General features: G+C 70.3%; 18 protein-coding genes and 3 pseudogenes. 17 read left to right on the forward strand and 4 right to left on the reverse strand.

All coding sequences use genetic code 11. The annotated features are described in order from the left end of the window. The first annotated feature begins 50 nt into the window (after window positions 1–50). From IEY78_RS11955 to IEY78_RS35135, 9 genes are all read left to right on the forward strand, one after another. Window positions 51–203, forward strand: coding sequence for a daptide-type RiPP (locus tag IEY78_RS11955; RefSeq protein ID WP_189097642.1), 153 nt, complete (start codon window positions 51–53; stop codon window positions 201–203). A gap of 180 nt (window positions 204–383) precedes the next feature. After that, window positions 384–2,024, forward strand: a complete 1,641-nt coding sequence (mpaP, locus tag IEY78_RS11960) for a daptide biosynthesis intramembrane metalloprotease (protein ID WP_189097643.1) — start codon at window positions 384–386, stop codon at window positions 2,022–2,024. 13 nt (window positions 2,025–2,037) lie between these two features. Then, entirely contained in the window at window positions 2,038–4,548 is a 2,511-nt protein-coding gene (gene lanKC, locus IEY78_RS11965; protein ID WP_189097644.1) for a class III lanthionine synthetase LanKC, read from the forward strand. Further along, on the forward strand, window positions 4,545–5,888 hold the full coding sequence (locus IEY78_RS11970; protein ID WP_189097645.1) for a YcaO-like family protein: 1,344 nt from the start codon (window positions 4,545–4,547) through the stop codon (window positions 5,886–5,888). The genes lanKC and IEY78_RS11970 overlap by 4 nt, the downstream gene beginning before the upstream one ends. Window positions 5,889–5,952: 64 nt before the next feature. Beyond that, window positions 5,953–6,837, forward strand: a complete 885-nt coding sequence (locus tag IEY78_RS11975; RefSeq protein WP_189097646.1) for an ABC transporter ATP-binding protein — start codon at window positions 5,953–5,955, stop codon at window positions 6,835–6,837. Further along, window positions 6,834–8,078 (forward strand): ABC transporter permease, encoded by a 1,245-nt coding sequence (locus IEY78_RS11980; RefSeq protein WP_189097647.1) that lies wholly within the window; start codon window positions 6,834–6,836, stop codon window positions 8,076–8,078. Before IEY78_RS11975 ends, IEY78_RS11980 begins: the two co-directional genes overlap by 4 nt. A 121-nt stretch (window positions 8,079–8,199) precedes the next feature. Further along, the gene (locus IEY78_RS11985) at window positions 8,200–8,379 is read left to right on the forward strand and encodes a hypothetical protein (RefSeq protein WP_189097648.1); all 180 of its coding nucleotides are present in this window, start codon (window positions 8,200–8,202) and stop codon (window positions 8,377–8,379) included. A 683-nt stretch (window positions 8,380–9,062) separates the two neighbouring features. After that, window positions 9,063–9,389 carry a hypothetical protein gene (locus tag IEY78_RS11990; protein ID WP_373294134.1) on the forward strand — a complete coding sequence of 109 codons (327 nt, stop codon included), beginning with the start codon at window positions 9,063–9,065 and terminating at the stop codon, window positions 9,387–9,389. A gap of 206 nt (window positions 9,390–9,595) precedes the next feature. Further along, entirely contained in the window at window positions 9,596–9,832 is a 237-nt protein-coding gene (locus tag IEY78_RS35135; protein WP_229699886.1) for a hypothetical protein, read from the forward strand. 498 nt (window positions 9,833–10,330) lie between these two features. Here IEY78_RS35135 and IEY78_RS12000 read toward each other — a convergent pair whose 3' ends face one another. Beyond that, entirely contained in the window at window positions 10,331–11,752 is a 1,422-nt protein-coding gene (locus IEY78_RS12000; RefSeq protein WP_373294136.1) for an MFS transporter, read from the reverse strand. After that, window positions 11,749–12,426: a TetR/AcrR family transcriptional regulator gene (locus IEY78_RS12005; RefSeq protein WP_189097651.1), complete on the reverse strand. Its 678-nt coding sequence runs from the start codon at window positions 12,424–12,426 to the stop codon at window positions 11,749–11,751. Before IEY78_RS12005 ends, IEY78_RS12000 begins: the two co-directional genes overlap by 4 nt. 678 nt (window positions 12,427–13,104) lie before the next feature. On the opposite strand from IEY78_RS12005, the gene IEY78_RS12010 reads away from it, so the two are divergent. The 4 genes and pseudogenes from IEY78_RS12010 (at window position 13,105) to IEY78_RS12025 (ending at window position 15,840) form a co-directional block, all read left to right on the forward strand. Further along, window positions 13,105–13,623, forward strand: coding sequence for a GNAT family N-acetyltransferase (locus IEY78_RS12010; RefSeq protein ID WP_189097652.1), 519 nt, complete (start codon window positions 13,105–13,107; stop codon window positions 13,621–13,623). 18 nt (window positions 13,624–13,641) lie between these two features. Next, window positions 13,642–14,466 (forward strand): pentapeptide repeat-containing protein, encoded by an 825-nt coding sequence (locus tag IEY78_RS12015; RefSeq protein ID WP_189097653.1) that lies wholly within the window; start codon window positions 13,642–13,644, stop codon window positions 14,464–14,466. A 162-nt stretch (window positions 14,467–14,628) separates the two neighbouring features. Beyond that, window positions 14,629–14,811, forward strand: a pseudogene (locus IEY78_RS34365) (hypothetical protein); the annotation flags it as partial. A gap of 51 nt (window positions 14,812–14,862) precedes the next feature. Continuing rightward, window positions 14,863–15,840: a transposase family protein gene (locus IEY78_RS12025; RefSeq protein ID WP_229699887.1), complete on the forward strand. Its 978-nt coding sequence runs from the start codon at window positions 14,863–14,865 to the stop codon at window positions 15,838–15,840. 40 nt (window positions 15,841–15,880) lie between these two features. Here IEY78_RS12025 and IEY78_RS12030 read toward each other — a convergent pair whose 3' ends face one another. Next, window positions 15,881–16,075: a hypothetical protein gene (locus tag IEY78_RS12030; protein ID WP_189097654.1), complete on the reverse strand. Its 195-nt coding sequence runs from the start codon at window positions 16,073–16,075 to the stop codon at window positions 15,881–15,883. 1,183 nt (window positions 16,076–17,258) lie between these two features. Between IEY78_RS12030 and IEY78_RS12035 the strand changes: the two are divergent. Together IEY78_RS12035 and IEY78_RS12040 are read left to right on the forward strand one after the other, a co-directional pair. Further along, window positions 17,259–18,086 (forward strand): annotated as a pseudogene (locus tag IEY78_RS12035) (radical SAM protein); the annotation flags it as partial. A gap of 252 nt (window positions 18,087–18,338) precedes the next feature. Continuing rightward, window positions 18,339–18,671, forward strand: a pseudogene (locus IEY78_RS12040) (GNAT family N-acetyltransferase); the annotation flags it as partial. A 47-nt stretch (window positions 18,672–18,718) separates the two neighbouring features. On the opposite strand, the gene IEY78_RS12045 reads toward IEY78_RS12040, so the two are convergent. After that, the gene (locus IEY78_RS12045) at window positions 18,719–19,528 is read right to left on the reverse strand and encodes a HEAT repeat domain-containing protein (RefSeq protein WP_373294137.1); all 810 of its coding nucleotides are present in this window, start codon (window positions 19,526–19,528) and stop codon (window positions 18,719–18,721) included. Between the two features lie 386 nt (window positions 19,529–19,914). Between IEY78_RS12045 and IEY78_RS12050 the strand changes: the two genes are divergently transcribed. Then, window positions 19,915–21,735, forward strand: coding sequence for a 3-hydroxyacyl-CoA dehydrogenase family protein (locus tag IEY78_RS12050; protein WP_189097655.1), 1,821 nt, complete (start codon window positions 19,915–19,917; stop codon window positions 21,733–21,735). 136 nt (window positions 21,736–21,871) lie between these two features. Beyond that, complete coding sequence (locus tag IEY78_RS12055) at window positions 21,872–22,672, forward strand: TetR family transcriptional regulator (RefSeq protein WP_189097656.1); 801 nt, start codon at window positions 21,872–21,874, stop codon at window positions 22,670–22,672. The last annotated feature ends 270 nt before the right edge of the window (window positions 22,673–22,942 follow it).

Below are 22,942 nucleotides of genomic sequence, written 5' to 3' on the forward strand. Positions count from 1 at the left end.
GCCGTACCCACTCGCATCAACCCGTAGAACACCTACGAGAGGCAACTGACATGAGCGAGAGCCTGAGCACCGTGGAGAACGCCGAGATCGTCGAGCTGGAGATGCAGGAGCTGGAGGCCCTGGAAGCCCCCGGCTTCTGGAGCGGCGTCTCCATCGGCACGGCCATCAGCGCCTCCGCCGCCACCTCCATTGCCCTCACCTAACAGCGGCACCGGCGAGCGCACTGAGGCGGCGAGAGACGGATAGCCGACTGCCGCCGTACCTCGCAATCCCACTGGGGTGAACCGAGGATCCGACGTGGTCCGGCCGGCCAGACCGGCCGGACCACGGTCAGGGTGCCGCGCTCTCCCACTCCCCGCAGCCGTCCCGTTAAGGAAACTCCAGTGAGCGCTGTCACGAGTCCCCCACCCTCTGCCGTCCCGGCCCACGCGCAGCGGCCCCGCCTCGCCCCGAGCGCCGAGGTCCACTCGCCCCCCGGCGGACAGGGCGACTGGGTCCTCCAGTACGGCGCCCGCTACGTACGGATCACCAAGCACGTCGCGGAACTCGTCCAGGAGCTGGACGGGGAGCGCGACCACGAGGCCCTCGCCGTCCGGCTGGGCGGTGCCTGGAGCACCGAGCGGGTGGGCAGCGCGATCTCGCGGCTCGACTCCCTCAAGCTGCTCGACGACGGCGAAACCTCCCCACCCGCCGTCGCCCCCCGCTTTCAGATCGTCCCCCCGCTGACGCTCCAGCTCACGCTGCTGCGGCCGGGGCGCACGATGCAGGCTCTGCGCCCCCTGTTCGCCCGCCTCTTCTCCCGGGCGGTGGTAGCGGCCGGGCTGCTCTGCGTCCTGCTCGGTATTGTCGCCCTCGTCGTACAGCGGGACGCGGTCGCGGTGACGCTGAACAGCCCCCTTTCCGCGGTCTCGTTCGCCGGAGTGCTCGTCGCGCTGCTGCTCGGAGTCTCCATCCACGAGCTGGGCCACGCCGCCGTCCTCATCCGTTACGGGGGCCGGCCTTCGCGTATAGGCGTCATGCTCTTCTACCTGACGCCGGCGTTTTTCTGCGATGTCTCGGACGCCTGGCGCCTCCCGGACCGCCGGCAGCGGGTCCACACGGCCCTCGCCGGGCCCGCGGTCCAGACGTCCCTGGCGTCCGCTTCGGCCTTCGCGGCCTGGCCCCTTGCGGACGGCACGGCCAAGACCTGCCTGCTCTTTTTCGCGGTCACCAGCTACGGAACGGCCCTGCTCAACCTGACGCCGTTCATCAAGCTCGACGGCTACATCGCCCTCATGAGCTACGTGGACGTCCCCTACCTCCGCGACCGCGCCATGACCGACGCCCGCCGTACGCTCGCCCGGATCCTGTTCGGCGGTACGTACCAGCGCGAACTGCCCACCCGGTGGACCATCACGTACGGCTTCGCCTGCCTCGCCTTTCCCGTGTATTTCCTGAGCACCGCCCTCCAGACCTGGCTGGGCAGCCTCCAGCGGGTCGGCTGGGTCGGAGTCCTCCTGGCCGCTGCCGGACTCTCGTACATCGTATGGATGCTGATCCGAGGCGCCTTCCGGCTCGCCGCCGAGGTGAAGGCCGCCGGAGTCCGCCGGGCCCGGGTCGGAGCCGTCTGCGCCGTGCTGGCCGCCACCACCGGCGCCGTGCTGTTCCTGCCGACCCATCAGAGGGTTGCCGCAGCCTATGTCACCGGCCCCTCCGGTACCCGGCTCGTCCTGCCGCAGGGCTCCTCGGCCGCGCTGGTACGTCCCGGAGCGCAGGTGACGCTGAAGACAAACGGTCTGCTTCTGCACGACACTCTCGCCACCGCCCGGGTGGGGTCCGCCCCGGCCGGCGAGACCAAGGTCCCGGTCTCCACCTACTTCCCCGTCGAACTGGGAGGCGTGGTGGGCATGGACTCCACCGTCTTCCCGCTGGACCTCGACCGCACCCCGACGCCGGCTACCGGCGCCGCCGAGGTCGAGCTGGGCAGCGTGCCCCTGTGGAAGTCCCTCCACCGCACCTACGTGCTTCCGTTCCTGCCCTTCTGATCCTGGAGACACCGTGCTCGACACCCGGTTCATCAACTTCTGCCGCGCGGACTCGCTCTTCTACGACGCCCCCGCCGCCGAATCCGGCGGCGCGGACTTCCACGAAGGCCAGACCCTGCCCGAAGGCTGGACCGCCTCCCGAGGACGGGAGTGGACCGTCTGTGTCCCACCCGGCTCCCGCGTCCCCGACCAGGGGTGGAAGATCCACGTCGCGGCCTCCCCCGATAATGCCGCCGAACTCCTCGACTCTGTAGCCCCGTACTGTGTCGAGCACGGGTTGATGTACAAGTACATCTCCGATGCGGAGGCCCTTGGCCGCCGGGGAAGCAAGTACGGCGACCGCAGCGCCAGCGGCAAGTTCATCACCATCTACCCGGCCGATGAGACGGCCCTGCAGCATGCCTTGAACGACTTGGACCAGCTCGTCGGAGGCACCCGCGCTCCCTCGATACTGAGCGATCTGCGCTGGCGGCAGGGGCCCCTCCACGTGCGCTACGGCGGCTTCGTACTGAAGACCACCCGGCTCAAGGATGGAACCCTCGCACCCGCGATCACCACCCCAGATGGCGAACTCGTCCCCGACGAGCGGCGCCCAGGCTTCCACACCCCGTCCTGGGTCACCCTCCCCTCCTTCCTGGAAGAGGCACTCGCCGAACGACGCAGCCGGACCCTCACCGATTTCCCCTTCCGCGTCTACAAGGCCCTGCACTTCTCCAACGGCGGCGGTGTCTACCGTGCCGTCGACAAGCGCAACGGAACCGAGATCCTGCTCAAGGAAGCTCGCCCGCTCGCCGGCCTCGACTCGGCGGGCGACGACGCCGTCGCCCGCCTCGACCGCGAGCACTGGGCGCTGTCCCGGCTCTCCGGTCTCGCGGCCGTCCCCACTCTGAGGGAGGTTCGTAAGGGGAACGAACATCACTTCCTGGCCCGCGACTACGTCGACGGGACTCCGCTCACCGAGCTCGTACGCCTCCGCCACCCCTACGGCACCACCCACAATACGGCGCAGGCCCGGGCGGAGTACGCGGACTGGGCGCTGCACATCGTCGGCCAGGTCACCGAAGGGCTGGCCGCCATGCACGAACGCGGTGTGGTCTTCGGCGACCTGCACCCGGGCAACATCCTGGTGCGCTCAGACGACACCGTCGCCTTCATCGACATGGAGACCGCCTCCCCTGCCGAGGAGATGCGCGGGCAGGCCATGGGCTCCCTCGGCTTCCGGGCCCCCGACCACCTCCGGGGCCCTGCCGTCGACCTGTTCGCGCTCAACGTGCTCCGGCTGACCATGTTCGTCCCCATGCCGCACGTCGTGCCGTGGGGCACTGACAAGATCCGCACCCTGATCGACACGGCCGTCCGCGACTTCCCTCTCCCCGGCCCTTTCGTCCGGCAGATCGAGCGCGGCCTCGGCGACGACGTCCTGGGCGCGCGGACGGAGTACGGCGTGCGCTGGCCCGCCGCCGGGCAGGAGGCCGGGAACCTGATCGCCGACATCGCCGACTCCATCATCCAGGCAGCCACCCCCGAGCGGACCGACCGCCTCTACCCGGGCGACGTCTCGCAGTTCATGATCGCCGACGCGGGTGTGACCTTCGCATACGGGGCGGCCGGCGTACTCTGGGCACTCCACCGAGCCGGTGCCAAGGTGCCGGCCGAGCACGTCAAGTGGCTGCTCGGACAGGCCGAGCAGGTCACCGGCGACGGCCCCGGCTTCCTCACCGGCCTTGCCGGCGTCGCCTACACCCTGGACGAACTCGGCCACCCCGACGTCGCCGACGCGGTCATGGACCGTGCCTTCGCCGGATGCGACGCCCACGTGAGCTCGACCCTGGCGACGGGGCTCTCAGGCCTCGGACTGGCCGCGCTGCACCTGGCCGCCCGGCGGGGCGACGACCGGCGCCTGCGCCAGGCGCTCGAGCTCGCCGACCGGCTGCCCGACACCCCAGCGCCCCAGCGCGTCGGACTGCTGCACGGGCGCTGCGGCCACGCCCTCCTCCTGCTGCGCCTGTACGAACACACCCGACACATTGAGCTGTTGGAACGGGCCGTGGCCGAACTCCATGCCGAACTGGAGATCATCGAAGGCGCCGACTTCGACGACCGCTTCCTCAGCGCCGGGCTCGAAGGCTCCGCCGGCATCGTGCTCGCGCTACGTGCCGCGCTCCGACACACTCCCGACGATGAACGGATGCGCACCGCCGTGAACCGTCTCACGGCTTCGCGACGCGGCGGCTTCTTCACCGCATGCGGCCTCCTGCACGGGCGTAGCGGCGAGATCCTCGCACTTGAGGACGGCGGCAGCGAGAGCGAGCGGGGCGTCCTGCGCTTCCACCTCGACGCCCTCGGCTGGGAGGCGATCGCCTCCGAACCCGGCCGCGTCGACTTCCTCGGCAACTACGGCTACCGCCTCTCCACGGATCTGGGCACCGGTTCGGCAGGGGTCCTCCTGGCCCTCGCCGCTCTGCGGGACGGCGCCCCGGGCCTGTCCTTCCTCACACCCGCAGTGTCCGAGGTGCAACGGTGATCGACATCCCGACCACCCTCGCCCCCACCTCGGGCATTGCCCTGCAGTACGCGGTGACGCCGCCGCACGACGGCGATCCGCTGTGGAGCAGCGCGGTCGAACTCCAGCCGGCGGAGGGGTTCATGGGCATGGTGAGCCCTGCGGGTTCCGCGGCCCCCGCAGACTCTGTCGGCTCGGCCCGCTCCACGGGCTCTACCGGCTCCGCCGACCGGGAGACCGCCCTCCTTGACCTCCCTCTATCCGCCCGATTCGCCGGGGCCAGCGGCACCTCCCGTACGGACGCCCTGCTGCGCGCAACGGGCGAGGCCGTCGAGCGGCGCGCCCTGCACCCCTCGGCCACACACCCCACCCGCTTCGGCACCGGGGCAGACCTGGACAGCGCGACGCTGTACGCACACCACCCGGGCAACGCTCTGTCCCACCCGGATGCCGAGACGGCCGCCCTGTCCTGGTATGAGGCCCGGGACCTGGACACGGGCATCCCCGTCCTCGTTCCCGCAGAACTCGTCGACTGGCCTGCCGCTCGGGCCGACGTGTTCGACCCGAGCCCCTCGGGGGCCGCAGCCGGTACGAGTCACGAGACCGCGCTCACCGCCGCGATGATCGAGGTGACGGAGCGCGATGCCCTCACCGTCGCCTGGGGCAGGCAGCTGCGCCTGCCGACGTACACACCGTCACCCGCCGACCCCGGGCTCCGGGCGATGTGGCAGCGGGCACGAGCAGAGGGTCTCACTCCCGTGCTCGCCCGCATCCCCACTGCCGTACCCGACCTCTGGTGCATGACCGCCTGCCTGATCGACCCAGGGGGCCCGGGGGGCCTGGCCACCGTCGGCATGAAGGCGTCGACCCGGCCGGCCAAGGCCGCCGCCAACGCCTTCCAAGAGGCCTGGCAGGTACGGGCCGCGCTGCGGGCGTTGCGCGATCGGGGCGAGACCGGCCACCTTGCCCCGATCGCGACGGAGCACGACCGGCTCCGCCACATGCTGACCCACTGCGCCTACCAGACCGTACGCGACTGGGTCGCGGGCTTTGAGGAACCGACCGCGCTCCCGGCCCCCTGTGCCGCGCGGGACCTGGGGGCGCAGGAGATCCGGCGGGCCCTGACCGCCGACGGCGCGGGTCTCCTCGCCCTCGACCTCACCCCGCGCCTTCCACCGGTCGTCGCCTCCATGGGCTGGCACGTCGTCAAGGTGGTGGCCCCCGGTTACCAGAGCCTGCGGATGGACGAATCCCACCTGTGGAGTTGGCACCTGCCCCGTCTGGCGTCGGCGGTCGAGCGTACCGGCTGTCCCGCCCGCTTGAACGACCCAAGGGCAGCGGCTCCGCACCCGCTGCCCTGACACCACGGTGGCGTCCGCGCTCACAAGACCCCCCACCCGAACCCCGAGCTGGAAGAAGACACTGATGCTGGAACTGGAAGAACTTGTACGCGACTTCGGTAGTCACCGCGCCGTCAGTCAGGTGTCCTTCCGGGTGTCCGGAGGCCGGTTGACCGGGTTCGTCGGCTCAAACGGCGCAGGCAAGACCACCACCATGCGCATGATCATGGGCGTGCTCGCCGCACACGGCGGCGACATCCGCTGGGAGGGCGCCCCCGTCACGGCCGCTGACCGCAGGAACTTCGGCTACATGCCGGAGGAACGGGGCCTCTACCCGAAGCAGACCGTCCTCAGCCAGCTCCTCTATCTCGCCCGGCTGCGCGGCCAGAGCACCGCCGACGCCCGGCGTCACCTCCTCGAACTACTCGAACGTCTCGGCCTCGCCGAGAAGAGCCAGTCCCGGCTGGAGTCCCTGTCCCTGGGAAACCAGCAACGCGTGCAGATCGCGGCCGCCCTGCTCGGCTCCCCCGAACTGCTCGTCCTCGACGAGCCCTTCTCCGGGCTCGACCCCCACGCCGTCGACACCATGGCCGAGCTGCTGCGGGAGTACGCCGACGCCGGCATCCCGGTGCTGTTCTCCTCCCACCAGCTCGACCTGGTCGAGCGGCTCTGCGATGATCTGGTGATCATGGCCACCGGCTGTGTCGTCGCCAAAGGCACCGCGGACGAGCTCCGGCACCGCGACAAGCCCCGCTACCAGCTGGTCACCGGCGCTCCGGCCCACTGGGCCCGCACCGTGCCCGGCGTGACCGACGCCGAGGTGCTCCCCGACGGAGCCCGCGTCGAGCTGGCCGCCGACACAGATCCCGGCGCGCTCCTGGCGGAGGCTCTGCGCCGGGGAGCCGTGTACGCCTTCACCCCCCTCGTTCCCAGCATCGCCGACGTCTACCGGGAGATGACCTCCGCATGAGCACCGTGACCTCGAACCCCGCACCCCGGAGCGAGGCGGAGCCCGACCCGAAGGGCCCGCCCGCGACTTCCGCCGCCCCGGCCTCATGGCGAATCGTCGCCGCCCGTGAGATCTCAGTGAGGCTCACCAACCGCGGCTTCCTGCTGTCGACGCTGGTCACCCTCGCTCTGATCGTGAGCGCGATCGGCCTCCAGCTGTACCTGGCCGACTCGACGGGGAAGATCACCGTCGCGGTGGCCGACCAGCAGGGCGGCCGGATCGCCGGCCAGGCCGAGCAGCTGGCCCTCCGGGCACACCAGGACGTCGAGATCACGGTCCGACAGGAGTCGTCCGCCGGTCAAGTCCGCGAGAGCGTACGGTCCGGCAAGGCCGAGGCCGGGCTGCTGTCCGAGGGCGGCCGCTGGGACCTGCTCGGCGACACCGGGCAGAACGACATCGCCGCCACCTGGATCGGCGCCGCCGTGCAGTCCAACGCCCTCGACCGGAACGCGCAGGCCGCAGGCACCAGCCTGGGAGCCCTCAGCAAGGGGGCGGAGCTCAGGCAGACCCTGCTCTCAGCCGACAAGATTCTCGAGGGCGCGGTACGGGTAACGACGTACTTCTTCGCCTTCCTCTTCTACCTGGCCGCTGTCCTGCTCGGTGCTGCACTGGCGACCAGCGTCGTGGAAGAAAAGCAGAACCGCATCGTCGAACTCATCGCCAGCTCCGTGCCCCTGCGGTCCCTGCTCGTCGGCAAGATCGTCGGATCCACGCTTCTGGCGCTCGCCCAGATGACTCTGTTCTGCCTGGTCGGCATCGGCGGCCTGGTGTTCACGGGCAAGCAGGAGACCCTCACCGACATCAGCTCGGGCCTGGGCTGGTTCCTAGTCTTCTACGTCGTGGGCATCGCGGTCCTGGCTTGCCTGTTCGCCGCCGCGGGCGCGCTCGCCACCCGCAGCGAGGACATCCAGTCCACCACCACGCCGGTGAACGCGATCACCGCGCTGGTCTTCATCCTCGGCGTCGCTGTGTCCGGGAGCCTGCGGGAGATCCTCTCGTTCATCCCCCTGACCTCAACTGTCACCATGCCGGCCCGTGTTCTGGCGGGGCAGGCAGCCTGGTGGGAGCCCGCCGTCGCCCTGGCCCTCTCCCTCGCCGCCGCGATGGGAATCATCGCGGTGAGCGCACGGGTATATCGCCGGGCACTCCTCCAGACCGACCGCAAACTCTCGTTCCGCCAGGCCATGAAACTGGCCGACTGACACCCTCCGAGCGGCCGGTCGCCGATGCAGCCAGAAAACGAAACCGGTCGGGTGCGGGGAGCCAGGGGCATCTCAGCCCCGGCTCCCCGGCCAAACGAACCTCACCTGAAAGGGAACTTCGATGAACTCCTCCCCCACCAACACCTCCCTCGCTGCGCTTTTGGCCGTGCTCGCCTGCGTGGAGGTGGTGCTGCTCACCAGCGACGCCGCCAACGGCATCCGCTACGGCGTCGGCGCGGCACTCGCCATGGCAATCCTCGTCGTAGTCAGCCGGCTCGCCAAGGGCGGCTCCTCCGACTGATCGGCCCCAAGTTGGCGGCCTAGTCCTTCTTCTCCCAGGACGACGGCCTGATGTTCCGTCTTCGCCGGTAGGCGCGGTTGCCACAGGAAGAGTATGTCTTGTCTCCGGCAACCGCGTCTCAGGGAGGAAGCATGCGTATCGGGGTCTACCTTGCGAGGCGAAGAAGGCCGCCCCCACCCGCCCACACCGCAGCGCGAGCACCCCGCCGGCCAATAAGCTCCTCGCCCCCGGCCTGGGTCTGGGTCTGGGTCTGGGTCTGGTAGACCGTGCCCGCGACTACGCCGCCGGTCGCGGCAAGTAACCCCACCCCGCTCCGGCGGAAGGGCGGCGCCACCGGTGCCGCCCTTTCTCGGACTCGTCGGTGGCCTGGCTGCAGGCATATCGGCTTGACGTGAACAACATCCGTCCTGGGGAGTCGTCAGCCCGCTGAGGGGGTCGGGGTTCTGGGGGATCGGGCTGGCTCATCTGTTGCAGGATGGTGACGCCGCACCCTCAACCTATTCGTGCGATGAGCCGTCTTTTCGTGTGAGACCTACACCAATGGCACATACGGTGCCTTCTGTGTGAAGCCGAGGTCCGCACCGAGAGGGAAATCCATGATTGTCACAAAGCGGCACACCCTACGTATCACTGCGGTCAGTGCAATCAGCGCTGCCTGCGTCGCCTTGGCAGGGACCGCCGCCATGGCCGCCACTCCGGCTGCGCACGCCACTTCCGCCACGCATAAGGCCGCTGCCAAGGCCAGCATCACCGCGAAGCCGTCGGTGAACTCGGTCAAGGCATGGCAGCTGTTCCGAGTGACCGGCAAGACGACCGGCATCAAGGCGGGCAGCAAGGTGACCCTGCAGCAAAAGCAGCGCGGCAAGTGGGTCACACTGCCTGCCTCGGCACCCGTCGCGCGCAACGGCGCCTACTCGCTGGGCGTCAAACTCGGTCTGAAGGGCAAGAACGACCTGCGCATCGTCAACGGAAAGACGGCCTCCGCAGTCGTCAACGTCACTGTGCGCTGATCGCTCACACGCAAACGTCTTTTGCGGCAGTGCTCCGGTGTCGGACAACGGAGCACTGCCGCCGTTTGCCTGTACGGCCGGGCCTGCAACGTAGACCGCCGGCTCACCTGGACCTGCAGGAGAGGGCCGATGCCTTCGCCGTGTTCCCGGCCACCCTCGACTTCACCATGCGGTTGGCCTCTGGAGGCTGCAGCAGCCCCGCCACGATGACCCTGCAGATCACGGAGAAGCCGATCGTCCTCGCCACGGCGTTCCCTGGCAGTAACCCAGTCATCGAAGGAAACCTCTCCCGTCTGTTGGAGAGGCCGAACAACGCACTGAGTCAGACGGTCCCGGCCTACAGCGTGGGGAAGAAGAAGTGGGCCGCCGAGACCGGGTTCCACATGCCCCTGGTCCTTGAGACACTCGACAAGCTATCCGCACCCAGCGCCGCCGGAGGATGAACGATCCGGCGCCCAGCCCCCGACGAGTCACACACCGCCTACCTCGTCCGGCCGCCGCGATGCCTGGCTCCGGCAGCAGGCCCGTCCCCACCCAGCCTGCCGAGGCGAACGCCAGCGGACCCGGCACCATCGGCACCCTTTCCCGCACGAGCGCCGCCCCGATAATCCACCGCCCTGCCGAGGGGCCACGGGTGAGCAGGCCGAGGCGGCGCTCGGTCCTGCCCTACTGCGCGGAACCCGCGAGGAGCCGCTCACCCCACAGCCGGCCTGTCAGAGATTTCCGTGCCCCGCAGCGGAGTCGGACGGCCACGCAGCCGACCCGACCACATCCTGTCTGGAACTTGAAGGCGATCGCGTCGATCACCTCCCGGTGATCACGCCAGCGTCCACCCCGCTTCGGCGTCGGGTCCGGGATCAACGGCTCAATTCGCCCTCACTGCAGATCGGTTAACGGCACACCCGGACCAGCGACCGACTGATCCAGACGAAAGTGCATAGTCACCACTTTTCCGAGCCGTGTGCGGGTGCCAGCTGGGGTGGTCGTGGTGGCTCGGTGCTGGAGGTTCGGGTGTGGCGCAGCAGCGACGCCGGCAGCAGGCCGAGGGCTGAGAGTCCGGCTAGAACCAGCAGGGTGGAACCCACTACCGGGGCGGAGGTTGCGGCCGCGACAGGGGTGCCGACGGTGGACGCCCCGGTGCCGGTGGCGACGGCGATGCCAAGGGTCGGGCCGATGTTCATGGCGGTCTGCTTCAGTCCGCCGACGACCCCGGCGTACCCGGGTGGCGCGTCACCGACGACGGTCCCGGTGGCGGTCACCATCACGGTGGCGAACCCCGCACCGAGCACGGCGAAGGCCGCACCCATGGCGGTCGGGCCCAGCCGGGACAGCCCCACAATTCCGACGACGACGAGGGTCGTACCAACGATCGCGGTACGGCGTGGGCCGTACCGGCGCAGTGCGGTTGTGGCGACAGGTGCGCCGAGAACCATCAGCACGGTCAGCGGAAGTACCTGTAGACCGCTGACGAGCGGGTCGAGGCGGAGTACGTCTTGGAGGTAGAACGTGGCCGTGAACAGTGCGCCGAACAGGCCGGCGGTGGTGACCAGCAGGAGCACCATCGACGCGGTCACCGGTACGGACCGCGCCACGGTATACGGCACGAGTGGGTGCGCGGTGCGGCGTTCATGCCAGGCGAGCACGGCTGCGAAGGCCACGACGGTGACAAGTCCGGACAGCGTCGGCGTGGAGATCCATCCGTGCCTCGGTACGCCGGCCAGGGTGCGAACCAGGATCGCAAGTGCGGCCGCGAGCAGGGCCGCGCCACTGAGGTCGAGCCGCTGAAAGCCGGTGCGCTCCAGCGCTGGCTTCGGTACGGCGAGGGTGAGCGCGGCGATCACGAGTGCGATGGGGGCGTTGATCCAGAACACGGCACGCCAGCCCAGCTCGGCAACGAGCACACCCCCGAGGAGTGGGCCGGCCCCTGCGGCCACCGCGATCGCGCTGGTACGGATGGCGATCGGTCTACCGATCTGGTCTGTCGGGTACGCGAGCCGCAGCAGCGCGAGTGTCGCCGGCTGGAGCAGCGCGCCGAACACGCCCTGTGCGACGCGCAGGCCGATCACCCAGCCGACCCCGGGCGCGAGCGCGATGCAGGCCGAGGTGGCCCCGAAACCGAGCACGCCTACCAGCAGCATCCGCACGTGCCCGTAGCGATCCCCGAGACGGCCGGCGATGACGAGAAGCGAGGCCACCGCGAGCAAATAGCCGGTGCTCGTCCACTGGACCTGCGCCACACTCGCGCCGAGACCGCGCTGCAGGCGGGGCTGCGCCACAAGCAGGACCGTGCCGTCCAGCGCGACGAGCATCGCGCCGGCCACGCTGGCCAGGAGAGCGACATGCCGCCGCACGGGCACAGTCACGAATTCACCGGACCCAGATGAGCGTCCAGCACCGCCGCAACGAGACGATCAAGCGGGGCGCTGCCAGACGCAGCGTCAGCAGGTCCACCGCCCGGCGGTACGGCCTCGAGGGCAAGCTGCAGACTGCCCCACGCCCACAACTGGGCGACGCCGTGCAGGTTCGACCACAGGGTGGCAGCAGTCACAGCCGGCGGTGGTGCAGCCGCGAAATGCCCGCCACGGCGGTGGTCGGCCTCCTGCTCTGCCCGGCACCGGGCGACGAGGCCGACGATGCGCTCAAACATCGGGAGCGTCAACTCCCGCAGCCGTGGCTCGTCCTCGTCCGGTGCGTGCCGCTCACTGTCGAGCAGATCGTGACGGAACATCAGCGCAAACATCTCGCGGTGCTCCAGCGCGTACTCGACGTACGCCCGCGCGACGGACTGCAACTGTATCCGGGGCGTCGTCGTGTCGACGATCGCGGCCGTGAATCGGGATCCCAGGTCCTCAAAGCCGCGCCGGGCGATCGATGACAGCAGCGCGTGGTGCGTAGGGAAGTACCGACGCGGTGCCCCGTGCGATACCCCCGCCCGGCGGGCGATCTCGCGCAGCCCCAGTGACGCGGAGCCCTCGGTCATCACGAGATCCACTCCGACATCGATCAACCGCTCCCGAAGGGAGCTCTCACTCTCCATAGACACTGTCTACCAGGTTGGGTAGACAGTGTCTATTTCTCCCGGTTGTCGGGCTTCAGCCGCGGCATGCCCGGTTCTCAGCTCTCACGCCGAGATCCGGACTCGGCGTGGCTACTTTCAGGCGACGAGCTGCTCAACAGCGCGGCCCGTTCCCGTCGGCCTCGGGTGTGGCCAGGGCCTGATCGACGAAGGCCCGCACGAGCGCGGCCATCTCGGACTCCGTGAGGTCCTTCGTCCACGTGCTGGGCATGTGCAGCCGCTGCACTCCAGCCGGAACCGGTGCACACCCCTCGCGTGCTCCACTTCGCGCGCGTACGGCTGCCTGCGGCAGCGCCCGTGCCGTTCGGTCAGCTCCAGGTGCGCGCAGACCACGGCCAGGTGGAACCGGCGGGGCAGGGTCCACCGTTCGTGGCAGCTGCGGCACTCCAGGAGGTGTGACGCGCCGCCTTCGGACTGGAGGAAGTAGTACGGCGGGGCCGTGCCCCCGCGGGGGCCTGGACGGCGATGTCTGGGACCCACCTTTTTTGGTTACCCCGGTGGGTACACCAGCGTGATCTCGCGGTTCAGGCCTGTCGCATCGGTGTCCGGGTACATCGAGACCTCACCGTCGGACCATCGCACCAGGAAGTCGTCCGGGTAACGGTTGTCCGGGTAGTCGCCGGCGCCCAGGATGGTGGCGTGGATCCAGAGCCGGTTGGGTTTCTTGAGCTGGTTCTCGCCGTGGAAGCCGTTCTGGTCGAGGTCTTTGTAGAGGGTTACGACCTCGGGGGAAATGGGGCTCTGTCGCTGATCTTGGGTGCTGTTGGTGATCTTGTGGGTCCCTTTGAGCCGAGCTGCCGTGCCCTGTGCGGCGCGCTGGGGCGGCGGCCCGCAGACGTGCTCGTGTGCTGGCTTCTGCCGGGGACCCGGTCGGACACGCCTCACTCACCGGGCGCCCGCCTCGGCCGGGTACTGATCGCCCCCGCGGCCCGCGGTCGGGGCCTCGGTGAGACTCTGGTCACCCTGACCGTCGAGCGTGCCTTCGGGGAGCTCGGCCTGCCGCTGCTCGACCTCGGCGTCTGGGCGCACAACACACCGGCCCGGCGGATCTACGAGAAGCTCGGCTTCCCCACCCAGCGGATCACCGAGAACGTGGTCGAGGTCGACGGCGTCCCGTGGGCCACCGTCCGGATGCGTCTCACCTCCCCCGATCGGTGACAATGGAGCGTGCCCACGATGTCTTCCCCCGCCCCGGCCCCGCTCCCCGTCCTGCAGGCGGACTGCGCCAACTGTTTCGCCCTGTGCTGCGTCGCCCTGCCCTTCGCCAAGTCCACCGACTTCGCCGTGAACAAGCCCGCTGGCACCCCCTGCAAGAACCTCCAGCAGGACTTCCGCTGCGGCATCCACACCCGGCTGCGCGACTCCGGCTTCCAGGGCTGCACCGTCTTCGACTGCTTCGGCGCGGGCCAGCAGGTCTCCCAGGTCACCTTCGGCGGCCGCGACTGGCGCACCCACCCCGGCACGGCCGGCGAGATGTTCGAGGTCTTCCCGGTGATGCGGCAACTGCACGAGCTGCTCCACTACCTCGCCGAGGCCCTCACCCTCCCCGCCGCCCGCCCGGTCCACGCGGACCTGCGCACCGCCCTGGCCGACACCACGCGCTGGACGCAGGCGGACGCGAAGACCCTGGCATCCTTCGACGTCGGCCCCCTGCGCCAGGAGATCAACGCCCTCCTCCTGAAGACCAGCGAGCTCGTACGGGCCAAGGTGGCGGGCCGCAAGAAGAACCACCGCGGCGCCGACCTGATGGGCGCCCGCCTCTCCGGCGCGGACCTGCGCGGCGCGAACCTGCGTGGCGCCTACCTGATCGCCGCCGACCTCAGCAGCGCCGACCTGCGCACGGCCGACCTCATCGGTGCGGACTTCCGCGACACCGACCTGCGGGGCGCCGACCTGCGCGACGCCCTCTTCCTCACCCAGCCGCAGCTCAACGCGGCCCAGGGTAACCCGGCCACCCTCCTCCCGGCCACCCTCACCTGCCCCGCCCACTGGCTCGCCTAGGCCGACCACCGATCCCCAGCCTCCTCGACGCTCACGCCCGGGGCAGAGCCCGAAATTCTTCAAGCCACTTGCAACCCGGGGAAGACCACCCTGTACGCCGGCCCGCCCACGCTCACCCACGGCACCACCACCGACATGGTCACCGGCACCCGCTACTACGTACTCCTCGCCTGGATGCCGATGCTCGCCCTGACCGCAGAAACCCGCCGCTGGGAACCCAAACGGCTTCGCCCGCGGCTGTTCTCCGCCGCTGCACATATCATCACCACCGGCCGCCGCTGGCTCCGCTTCACCACCCTGATCCGACCCGCGTCACAAGATGGGCGACAGAAGCGGAAATGGTGATCGTCCCGGTCGGGCCGTGACATGAGAAGGACCGCACAGGTTGGGTGAGTTGTGAAGCTGACCTGGGCCCGTGCGGCCTGTTCCCCTCCTGCCCTGGCGGGTGTCTCCCGCGCGCATTTCGGCGAGTTGTTCGCCGAGCTCGCCGGACCGTGGGAAGCAGCCCGGCAGTCCACGCTGCGGGCAGCACGCGGCGGAGAGCGCAAGCGGGCGGAAGGGGCCGGCCGCAAGCCGAAGCTGGTCTTCTTCGACCGGCTGCTCGTCACCCTGGTCCACCTGCGACACCAGCTGCCGCACGAGGTCCTCGCCGAGCTCTTCGAGGTGGACCGCTCCACCGTCTCCGAGGCGATCCGGCAGCTCCGCCCGCTGCTGGCGGCCCGCGGCTTCGCGGTGCCCGACCGGCCCGGCCTGCGGCTCAAGACGCTGGAGGACGTCTTCGCCTATGCCGAAGCGGAAGGCGTCGAGATGCGGCTGGACGGGGCCGAGACCCAGGTCAGGCGCCCACAGGCCGGACGTCCCGGACGTCGTGAGTTCGTCTCCGGCAAGCGCAGGCAGAACACCATCAAGACCACCACGTTCAGCGACGGCCAGGGCCGCATGTTGCTGTCCGGCGTGGTCCGCCCGGGCCGGATGCACGACCAGACCGCCGTCCGCACCGAAGGGATCGCTGAACAGTTCCGCAACCGGCCAGGCGTGAAGGCCAAGGTCGACTCCGGATACGCAGGGCTGGCCAAGGAGTTCCCCGGCCAGGTCAGCGCACCGCCGAAGAAGCCCAAGGACGAGGCATGCGACGGCGACAAGTACGCCTGGCGCGAGATGCGGCGGCGGCAGTCCTCGGCCCGGATCTGTGTGGAACACACCAACGCCGAGCTCCGCCAGTGGGCACCCCTGCGACGGTTCACCGGACGCCGCGACATCTACGCCGAAACGCACCTCGCGATCGCCTCCCTGATCTCTGACCGATCCGCACAGCGGGTCACCCGCCCAAAGACGAGCACCGAACTCGTCCTCGTCCGCGACGTGACCCGCTGATCACCCACCAGCCGAACCGCCAGGCCGGCACGCCCGAACCTCAATTTTCCCCGAGGCCGTTAGGCAGCAGGGCGATGGCGGCCACCAGGATGATGATGACGATCGGCAGGCTCGCGCACAGGCGCAGGTCGACCAGTGCGGCGCTTCGGGTTTCACCACTACTCAGGGCAGGGATAATCCCAGGAGGGAATTCCGGGGGAGCCAAAGCCAGCTCCCGGTTTTCTCCAGAGGTCACGTTCAAGCCTTTCTTTGGTTGTCGATGGCCTGTCAGGTGGCCTCGGGGTGCATCCCGGGGCCACCGCCATTACAGCCCGCCATCGGTCGGCTGCAGGCGGTCGCGCCACCATATCGTCAGATCAAGCCGTTGCGTTGCGCGATCTACGACTTTCCAATATGCAAGCCCCTCGACCCTGCAAGTCCGCGAGGCGGCGATCACTTCCCCAGCCCATTCCTGCGCACTGCCGACCAGTTGCCCCTGTTCAACTTTCGGATGCGATCAGAATTGACCTGTAGGTCACCTTTTTAATTTCGGATTTGACAAGCTGCCTGGTGAGGCGCAGGCCCGTCCGATCCGCAGGCTAGCCACGGTGGCACGCAAGGCGAATCGTCACACCCACCACCGCAGGGTCTTGCAGATGGGAAAATTGCAAACATGCAAATGCAATTACACGCCCTGGGGTCGCAACGTGGAGACCGAATCCTCCCCGAAGAGTCCCGGTGCGCGAGGGGCTCACGACGGCGGTGTGCAAGGAAAGCGACTTCGCTTGGCAAAGTTCCAGATTGCGCGATGACAGGCGAACACTCAGGACTCGGCAGTGACGCGGCGCCCATTTCGGCCACTTGATCGACTCATAGCTCAACTGCAGGTCTCGCCAAGGGCTACTGCTTGCCTGACCGACCTGGTCATCGCCGCCAGCAAGTGCAAGGGACAGAAACCCTCGGCGGGCCGGCATCTATCGGGCGCTCGCCGAGCACGCAAATGAAAGACACACCCGAAACGGTCGCCGCGCCCTGAACCGTCGCGGCAGTCATCCACACGACGTACTGCTGTCCCGCAGGCGTTCTCCACGGCCTCGCTTCGGGCCGCGGAGAGCACCTGCGGCCATCGACCGGTTCACGCCGCCGCGTAGCTCGCGCGGAGCAGCTCCCGGGCGCGCTCCAGGTCCCTCCGGGTGCGCAACTGCACCCCAGGTCGCCGGTTCCGTGGTGGCCAAGTCCGGGACGTCACGGGTGAACCCGGGCACGAGGTCAACCTGTTTGGGGGCGGCCTCCAGGCAGACGAGGAGCTTGGCCTTCTGCGGCAGGCAGACACACCTACTCGGCATCGCCTGACCTGCACGATCACCCGCAACCCGGACCTTGGAAACGACCCTACCCTTATGCCTCCCGTGTCGGGCACGAGAAGACACCGCGTGAGAAGCAGTACCTGTGTCTACTGCTTCGCGCGCAAGACGCACAGCTATCTCGACCTGGACACCGGGCAGGGCTTCGACTCCCAGATCGTGGTGAAGGTCAACGCGCCCGCGCTGCTGCGGCGCGAGCTGGCCGCCCGCCGCTGGCGCGGCGAGCACATAGCGATGGGCACCAACGTCGACTGCTACCAGCGTGCGGAGGGCCGATACGGACTGATGCCCGGCATCCTGGAGGCCCTGCGCGACCACGCCAACCCGTTCTCGATCCTCACCAAGGGGACGCTCATCCTCCGCGATCTGCCGCTGCTCCGGCAGGCCGCCGCGGTCACCGACATCGGCATCTCCGTCTCCGTCGGCTTCCTCGACCGCGAGCTGTGGCGCACGGTCGAGCCCGGCACCCCCGCCCCGGAACGCCGCCTGGAGGTGGTGCGGACCCTGACCGAGCACGGCATCCCCTGCGGGGTGCTGATGGCGCCGGTGATCCCGTTCCTCGGGGACGCGCCGGAGCAGCTGCGGGCCACGGTGCGCGCCGTCGCGGAGGCCGGCGCCGGCTCCGTGACCCCTCTCGTGCTGCATCTGCGGCCCGGCGCCCGCGAGTGGTTCATGGCCTGGCTGGGGCAGCACCACCCGCACCTCGTACGGCGCTACGAGACGATGTACGCCGACGGCGCCTACGCCCCGACCTGGTACCAGCGCCGGATCACCCGTCAGGTCCACGACCTCGCCACGGAGTACGGCATCGGCCCCGGCCGCACCCGCCGGCTCCCCGCACCACCCACCCCGGAACCGGCCACCGGCACCCCGCCGGAGCCGACCCAGCTGACGCTGCTCTGAGCGGCGGGCGACTCGGCACCGCGGCACCGAGAGGGGCCGCCCGCGGGCCGGAAAAGGCCTTGCCGGGCCACCTAGCCTCTCGGCATGGACTGGTCCGAGGAAGGGACGGCGGATCCGCTGCGGCACGGCGTGCGACGGGCCGTGCGGATACGGGAGATGACCGCGGCCGATGTCGACGCGGTCTCGGCGGTGCGGGTCCGCGGCTGGCAGCACGCGTACCGGGGGCTGATGCCGCAGGCGTATCTGGACGCGATGAGCGTGGCGGAGGATGCCGAGCGGCGCCAGGCGTGGTGCGGCCGGAAGGCGCCGGAGGTGTCGGACCTGGTGGCCGAGCGCGCCGGCGAGGTCATCGGCTGGGCCGCGGTCGGTCCGGCCCGCGACCCCGATGTCGCCCCGGGCAACGGGGAGTTGCTCGCGCTGTATGTGGCGCCGGAGCTGATCGGCACCGGCGTCGGACGCGCCCTGCTGGCCGCCGGCACGGCCGACGCGCCGGCGAAGGGCTTTCGCACGCTGTACCTGTGGGTGGTGCGCGGCAACACCCTCGCCCGCCGCTTCTACGCACGGGCCGGTTTCGTGCCGGACGGCGCGGAGGAGGCCGAGGAGGTGGGCGGCCGCAGCGTCCCGGAGCTGCGCTACCGGCGCCGGCTCACCCCGGAGTCCGCGCCGCTCGCCCCCGCACCGGGGTCCGCGCGGCCCGAGCCCGCACCACCGGAGTCCGCCCCGTCCGAGTCCGCACGGCCGGCGCCCGGCGAGCCTCCCCGTTCCGGGCCCTGCCCCCGGTCCTCGCCGCCGTCCGCGCCCCCGTCGGGCCCGCCGCCCGGCCCGGCCCGCCCCGCCGCGTCCTCGTGCACCCCCAGCCGCGCCAGCGACGCCGCGGCGGCGGCCGCCAGCCGCGGATGGCCGACGGCGGCGGTGAGGGCGGGGACGGCCCGCCGGTCGCCGAGCGCGCCGAGGCCCTCGACGCAGGCGAGCGCCACCCGCCAGTAGGGGTTGTGCGGGGTCAGCAGCCGCTCCAGGGTCGCGATCAGCGCCGGGACGGACTGCGGCGCGCGGAGTTCGGCGAGCAGCCGGACCGGGTGCAGGGCGTAGGCGGTGCGCAGCGGGTTGGTGGCCAGCGCGGCCGCGGCGCGGGCGGTACGGGGGTCGCCGAGCCGGGCCAGCGCGTGCGCGGCGGTGGCGCAGCGCACCGGGTCGCGGTAGTTCAGTAACAGCACGAGCGTCTCGAAGGCCCGCTTGTCGCCGGCGCAGCCCAGGAGGAAGGCGGCGATCTCCCTGGCCCACAGCGGACGTTCGACGGCGACCAGCATCCGGGCCAGTTCCTCGCGGCCGGCCGGGGTGTTCTTGCGGGCCAGCCCGAGCAGCCGTTCATAGGCGACCAGATCCTGCGGGGAGCGGAGTTCGGCCCGCACCCGGTCCGTCAACTCGTGGAATTCATCTTCCATTTGCCGCTCCCCTCCCGCCGGTCCGCCCCGGTTCTCGCGGCGTGACCCGCACCACAGACTAATGACCGCCGCCACCTCTGGCGCTCTGGTTACTCGCGGGTTAACCTGCTGGAACGAGCAGCACCCCTGCTCGGGCGGCCTGGTGACGCAGCCGCCACAGAGTGAAGTCGGTTCGGCACAGCACGACAACAGCACGGAGAACACGGCACGGCCCCGGGACAGGGCCCGCCGCTCTCCCACACCGCCGGCGCTGCCCGCAGCGCTGCGGCTCCTCGCGGCCCACCGCCGCCTGCTGCCGCCGCGCACCGCCAGGCAGCGGGCCGCGCGGAAACCCTCAGTCGTCACTTCTCCCCTGCGCTCAGGGGAACACCCTCAGGAGTCTCGCGATGGACCCTCAGTCCACCCCTGATCTCTCAACTCCCGCCTCCTCCCTGCCCCTTTCCACCGTCGCCGTCGTCGGTCTGGGCACCATGGGCACCGGCATCGCCGAGGTCCTGGCCCGCGCCGGCCGCGAGGTCATCGGGATCGACACCGACGAGGCCGCCGCCCGGCAGGCCGTCGCCACCCTCGAAGGCACCACCGCCCGTGCGGTGGCCCGCGAGCGGATCACGGAGCGCGAGCGCCAGGACATCCTGGCCCGGTTCCGCACCTTCACCGATCTGCAGGCCGCCGCGGACGCCGATCTCGTGATCGAGGTCGTGCCCGAGGACTACGAGCTCAAGCGGCAGGTCTTCGCCGGCCTGGACGCCGTGGTGCGGCCCGACACCATCCTGGCCACCGGCACCAACGCGCTCTCGGTGACCCGGCTGGCCGCCGACTCGCAGCGCCCCGAGCGGGTGCTGGGTGTGCACTTCTTCAACCCCGCGCCGGCCATGAAGCTGGTCGAGGTGGTCTCCTCGGTGCTCACCGCGCCGACCGCGGTCGCGGCCGTCACCGCCCTCGCCCACGACCTGGGCAAGGACCCGATCGCGGTGGGCGACCGCCCCGGCTTCGTCGCCGACGGCCTGCTGTTCGGCTATCTGAACCAGGCAGCGGCGATGTACGAGGCCCGGTACGCCACCCGCGAGGACATCGACGCCGCGATGCGGCTGGGCTGCGGCCTGCCCATGGGCCCGCTGGCCCTGCTCGACCTGATCGGCGTGGACACCGCCCGGACGGTCCTGGAGGCGATGTACGCCGACTCCCGGGACCGGCTGCACGCCCCGGCGCCCATCCTGGGCCAGCTGGCCGAGGCGGGCCTGACCGGCCGCAAGGCGGGCCGCGGCTTCTACACGTACGAGGCGCCGGGCAGCGCTACCGTCGTGCCGGACGCGGAGAGCCCGTCGTCCGCCGACGAGCAGTCCGCCGGGCGCACGGTCAGCAGCGTCGGCGTGGCCGGCTCCGGGACGATGGCCAGCGGTATCGCCGAGGTCTTCGCCAAGGCGGGCTTCAAGGTCGTGCTGGCCGCCCGCAGCCTGGAGAAGGCGGAGACGGCGAAGGCCAGGATCGCCAAGTCCCTGGGCCGTTCCGTGGACAAGGGCCGGATGAGCGCCGAGGCCCGGGACACCACCCTGGCGTCGATCACCCCGGCCGGATCGCTCGACGCGTTCGCGGACGTCGATCTGGCGGTCGAGGCGGTGGCCGAGGACCTGGCGGTCAAGCAGGAGCTGTTCCAGGCGCTGGACAAGGTCTGCAAGCCGGGCGCCGTCCTGGCGACCACCACCTCCTCGCTGCCGGTCGTGGCCTGCGCCCGCGCCACCTCGCGCCCCGAGGACGTCATCGGGATGCACTTCTTCAACCCGGCGCCCGCCATGAAGCTGGTGGAGGTGGTCCGCACGGTCCTGACGGCCGACGACGTCCACGCCACCGTGCGGGCGGTCTGCGCCAAGGTCCGCAAGCACCCCGTGGACTGCGGCGACCGGGCCGGGTTCATCGTGAACGCGCTGCTGTTCCCGTACCTGAACAACGCGATCAAGATGGTCGAGGAGCACTACGCGTCGCTGGACGACATCGACGCCGCCATGAAGCTCGGCGGCGGCTACCCGATGGGCCCGTTCGAACTCCTCGACGTGGTCGGCCTGGACGTGTCCCTGGCCATCGAGAAGGTGTTGCACGCCGAGTTCCGCGACCCGGGGCTGGCCCCGTCGCCGCTGCTGGAGCACCTCGTCGCGGCCGGCTGCCTCGGCCGCAAGACCGGCCGCGGCTTCCGTGAGTACGCCCGGCGCTGACGCCTGGCGGCACCCCGGCGACGCCGGGGGAGGATGGGGTGGACTGCTGGAACCGGACGGCGGTTCACCCCCGCTCACCGGGGCGAAGGCACCACCTCATGCCGCAGGCCGCGTAAATATGCAGTACCGTCCCCACATGTCCCAGCCCGCTCGCCCGCAGCCGTCCGACACGTCCGAGACCGTCACTCCCGGCACCCGCCGCGCGGCGGCACAACGGCTCAAAATGCGCCGTGAATTGTCGGCGGCGGCGATGGAGCTGTTCGCGACCAAGGGCTACGAGGCGACGACGGTCGACGAGATCGCGGCCGCCGCGGGCGTCGCCCGGCGCACCTTCTTCCGCCACTTCCGCTCCAAGGAAGAGGCGATCTTCCCCGACCACGACGACACCCTCGTCCGCGCGGAGGCCGTCCTCGACGCCGCTCCCCCGCACGAGAACCCCCTCGACACGGTCTGCCGCGGCATCAAGGAGGTCATGCGGATGTACGCGGCCTCCCCGGTCGTGTCGGTGGCCCGCTACCATCTGACCCGCGAGGTACCCACCCTGCGGGAGGCGGAGATCGCCTCGGTGGCCCGCTACGAGCGGCTGTTCACCCGCTATCTGCTGGGCCATTTCGACGAGGGCGCCCACCGCGAGGGCGACGACGACCCGCTGCTGGCCGAGGTCGCCGCGTCCGCCGTGGTCACCGCGCACAACCACGTGCTGCGGCGCTGGCTGCGGGCCGACGCCCAGGGCGATGTCGAGGCCCAGCTGGACCACGCCTTCGCGATCGTCCGGGAGACCTTCGGCGCCGGCATCGGGGCCGGGCGCACCGGCTCCGAGCAGCCCCCGGCGGCCGTCTCGCGGGAGGGCGAGGTGCTGGTGGCGGTGGCGCGTACGGACGCCCCGCTGGACGAGGTCATGCGCACCATCCGCAAGGCGCTCACCGAGCGGAAGTAGCGGCGGTAGCGGTCCGCCCGCCCGCCGCGAGCGGCGCGCGGGCGGACCGGCTACCCGGCGGCGGCCTTGACCCGGCCGGGCCGCGACCCGGATGGCCTAACCCCCTCACTGCGCACTCTGCGCAGTTTTTTGCTTTCCCTGTGTCACTTCCAGGCCTCCCATCGGCCCTCTTTCGCTCATGCGTGCCGCCCGGATGACATCTGAGAGAAATTCTTGGCACTCAGTGTCTTGTCGACTGGCACGCGGTGTCATACGTTGAGGTTGTCCGGG

The sequence above is a fragment of the Streptomyces kronopolitis genome, assembly GCF_014646275.1.
Classification (GTDB): domain Bacteria; phylum Actinomycetota; class Actinomycetes; order Streptomycetales; family Streptomycetaceae; genus Streptomyces; species Streptomyces kronopolitis.

Coding starts and splice junctions, on each gene's coding strand:
- IEY78_RS11955 (WP_189097642.1), top strand. CDS start 51: ATGAGCGAGAGCCTGAGCACCGTGGAGAACGCCGAGATCGTCGAGCTG.
- IEY78_RS11975 (WP_189097646.1), top strand. CDS start 5,953: ATGCTGGAACTGGAAGAACTTGTACGCGACTTCGGTAGTCACCGCGCC.
- IEY78_RS11980 (WP_189097647.1), top strand. CDS start 6,834: ATGAGCACCGTGACCTCGAACCCCGCACCCCGGAGCGAGGCGGAGCCC.
- IEY78_RS11985 (WP_189097648.1), top strand. CDS start 8,200: ATGAACTCCTCCCCCACCAACACCTCCCTCGCTGCGCTTTTGGCCGTG.
- IEY78_RS11990 (WP_373294134.1), top strand. CDS start 9,063: ATGGCCGCCACTCCGGCTGCGCACGCCACTTCCGCCACGCATAAGGCC.
- IEY78_RS35135 (WP_229699886.1), top strand. CDS start 9,596: ATGACCCTGCAGATCACGGAGAAGCCGATCGTCCTCGCCACGGCGTTC.
- IEY78_RS12005 (WP_189097651.1), bottom strand. CDS start 12,426: ATGGAGAGTGAGAGCTCCCTTCGGGAGCGGTTGATCGATGTCGGAGTG.
- IEY78_RS12015 (WP_189097653.1), top strand. CDS start 13,642: ATGTCTTCCCCCGCCCCGGCCCCGCTCCCCGTCCTGCAGGCGGACTGC.
- IEY78_RS12045 (WP_373294137.1), bottom strand. CDS start 19,528: ATGGAAGATGAATTCCACGAGTTGACGGACCGGGTGCGGGCCGAACTC.
- IEY78_RS12050 (WP_189097655.1), top strand. CDS start 19,915: ATGGACCCTCAGTCCACCCCTGATCTCTCAACTCCCGCCTCCTCCCTG.
- IEY78_RS12055 (WP_189097656.1), top strand. CDS start 21,872: ATGTCCCAGCCCGCTCGCCCGCAGCCGTCCGACACGTCCGAGACCGTC.